3 protein-coding genes are annotated in these 3,226 nt (G+C 32.5%); 1 reads left to right on the forward strand and 2 read right to left on the reverse strand.

Going from position 1 to position 3,226, the window contains the following annotated elements; all coding sequences use genetic code 11:
• Positions 1-397: 397 nt before the first annotated feature.
• Together HNS40_RS21915 and HNS40_RS23835 are read right to left on the reverse strand one after the other, a co-directional pair.
• Entirely contained in the window at positions 398-1,348 is a 951-nt protein-coding gene (locus HNS40_RS21915) for an AEC family transporter (RefSeq protein ID WP_172284851.1), read from the reverse strand.
• Between the two features lie 240 nt (positions 1,349-1,588).
• A complete protein-coding gene (locus HNS40_RS23835) occupies positions 1,589-1,834 on the reverse strand; it encodes a T9SS type A sorting domain-containing protein (protein ID WP_172284853.1) in 246 nt (81 codons plus the stop codon).
• Positions 1,835-2,399: 565 nt separating this feature from the next.
• On the opposite strand from HNS40_RS23835, the gene HNS40_RS21925 reads away from it, so the two are divergent.
• Entirely contained in the window at positions 2,400-3,149 is a 750-nt protein-coding gene (locus HNS40_RS21925; protein WP_172284852.1) for a hypothetical protein, read from the forward strand.
• Positions 3,150-3,226: the final 77 nt, after the last annotated feature.

Below are 3,226 nucleotides of genomic sequence, written 5' to 3' on the forward strand. Positions count from 1 at the left end.
TGACTGTACATGTTTATCAGAACCAAAGCAGTCGGTTCTATTTCCATCACCTCCAATGTCATTATTTTAAAAGCTAAAGCCCTTTGCTGAAAAATCTAATATTCTATAATTCACCGATTACACTTCGACGTGTTTGGGAAAAGCCACCCCGCCTAATTCCTAAGTCTATTATTGCTTAATAGCATTGTAACTATGAAAAGGCTAAAAACCATTGCTCCCCATAATTTTTAATGTGACCCCAAATAAGGTGAGGTGCACAGCGAAAATAGCATAGAGCACAGGGCCCACTAATGCGGGCATGTATTTCTAATGGGGTCTATTTGGGTTTTCACAAATGGATTTTTCGTTGGAACTACCAGCTCTTCTCTTCAAGATTGAGAGCATACATGATATTACTCTAGAAGAAAGCGACAAACAATCCACTCACCGAAATCACACTCAAAACAAGGGTAACCATGATGGCCATGGATACCAAATCGGGGCGACAATTATATTGTTTGGCAAAAACAGCTGTTAAAATGGCCGATGGTAATGCGGTTTCAATAAATACGATTTCGCGCATCATACTGGTAAACTCAGGTGAATTGGTGAGGACAACCGCTAAAACAGGTTTTAGAATAAGTTTTAATAGGACAGCAATGGCCATAAACAAAAAAACATGACTCATCCTTTTGAATTCAATGATTAAACCGATAGTAAATCCTACCAATAAAAAGTTAGCAGCACCTACAATACTTAAAAAATTAGTGGCTGTTTTAAAGGCAAACGAAGTCTGATTTATGGGTAAAAAAGACATTCCGAAACCAAAAACTAGAGCGAAAAAAATGGGGGAGGCAAAAAACTGTTTAACTGATCTTGAAATGGCACTTCCTTTTACTGCGGCATCCCCGTAAATCATGGCAATAAGTGGGCCTAATATAAACAGGAGAAGGCCAACCCCAAACTCACTGGTGACCACTGCCTCTTCTATAGCCATGGCATTACCAGGGAAAATTTGTTGTATTAATGGATAGCCAAGCATGGAGGTCATCCCAAAAGCAGATACTAGCATTAGCGCTCCTTTCTCTCCAGAATTAAACTTAAATAAGCTTGCTATCAACCAAGCCAAACCAAGAATCAACAATTCAATGGTCGCCATTATCAAAGCCATCCATAAGAATTCCACATTGAAAGTATGGAGAGCAAGAGTTGAAAAAATGATTGCGGGAAGCGTCACTTTTAATACAATATTAGCGAAAAACTTACTGTCCTCCTTCTTTAATATTTTAAATTTTTTGAGTATTGTGGTAAGGAAGATAATGGCAATAATCACCAAGACCCCTTCTAATAAACTTGTAGTTTCATTCATATGGTAAAGATAGGAAATTGTCAAAACTGTTTTTTTGGACAACAACTAAATTAGCTCAAAGGAGAACAAGAAACATCCTTAACTAATATTCTGAAAATATGTGGTCATTTATGGATGAATATGGGTTTGAAAAAAGTATCATTATATGGAAAAGTCTGAAATTTATGAGAACTTTGATTAAACACAACAGACCGGTATAAAACCAGCCTGTTAAAAAATATATGATAATTTACTCCTCTTTTACTTCACAATAAGTTTTTCAATCTGGTAAAAATCATTGCTAAATTGAATTTTTACCATATAAATACCGCTGTTTAAGACCGAAACATCAACTTCAGAATTATTATTTGAAAGATACTCTTTTTTTACTACTTGTCTTGCACCATTCAATATCACAAAACTTTCTGCTTGATCGGTATTATGAAGGGTAATTTTCAGCTTATGAACAGATACAGGGTTAGGATATATTGAAAATCCTTGTAAAATATTTACGCCATTTTTTTGGCACCACCTTCAGCACTTAGATTTTGAGGGGGATTATTTATTAATGTGCTTTATCCATTTTGACCAAATGTTGTAGCAACCATAATAAGCAGCCCAATAAGTATTAGTAGGCCAATAATTAATGTTTTTTTATTAAACTTATCCATATTTGTTTTTACTTAAATTTCTATATAAACATTTCGTGATCAGCAGCAAAAGTAAGTATGCAAATAATAATAACAGTCTCATCTTATCAATTGAGACCTGGTTTATAAACATTATGGGTCTTTACACGTCGGTTGAGACCATTATATAAGCCTACAAAATAATTCTTGTAGCATTTATTTGTGTTTTTTCGCAATATATTAATGTAGAAATTATCCTAGCAAACAAGAAAGATAAATTATTTAAAAAAAACAATTATTGATAGAGTAATTCCGTCAAACCATACAATAATTAGTATTCTTATTTAAGGCTTAGAAAAAACTAAATCAAACAAGCTTTCCTTAAATAAAATTAGTTAGATTTGTATACCTGTTTTAAATACAAAAAGAATACGTAATCATCTATGAATCAAATTATTCAAACATTATTATACCTAGGTTCTATTCAGGGATTTTTACTTAGTATATTTTTGTTTTCCATAAAGGCAAATATAGTTTCGAATAGATTATTAGGCTTATTAACACTAATATGGGGTATTATTATAGCAGCATTTGCACTCCAAGAGGAGGGGATGTATGTTCGATTTCCTCATTTACTTAAAGTATTTGATCAACTCCTCTTTGTTATATTTCCACTTTTATATTTGCAGGTAAAATATTTGATTTCCAATTATAAGCGATTTAACCCGAAAGACCTAATCCACTTTTCGCCTTGGTTAATCATCATATTACTGAATTCGGAATTTTACTTAAGTAATGGTGAAGAAAAATTCTTTTTACTCAATAATATGAGTTCTTACTATGAGCTTCTTCATATTGCCAGCAGTGAAATTGTTGCGATTCAAGGCGTTATTTATTCAATTCTCGCATTAAGACTATTATCAAATTACCAATATCAAATAAAAGATTATCAATCTAATGTGGATAAGATGATCCTGAAAATTCAATATATCGGTATCTCCCTAAGCCTTTTTGCCTGGTTAATTGGTATTATTGGTATCCATCTCGAATTCTTCAATATTAATATAGGCGTCGATCTTTTTAATTTCGTTTACTTAACTCTTGTATTAATTATCTATGTCATTAGTTATTCTGCTATTAAATTGTTTTGGCCCCTTAAACAATCGGACAAAGTTATAGTTAGAAATCTATAAATTTGTACGATCATGACAGAAAAAAGAAAGTTTACAAAAGAAGAAAAGCTTCAATTAATAAAAGAAGCAGCCGAAAA

The sequence above is a fragment of the Lentimicrobium sp. S6 genome, from assembly GCF_013166635.1.
Taxonomy (GTDB): domain Bacteria; phylum Bacteroidota; class Bacteroidia; order Bacteroidales; family UBA12170; genus UBA12170.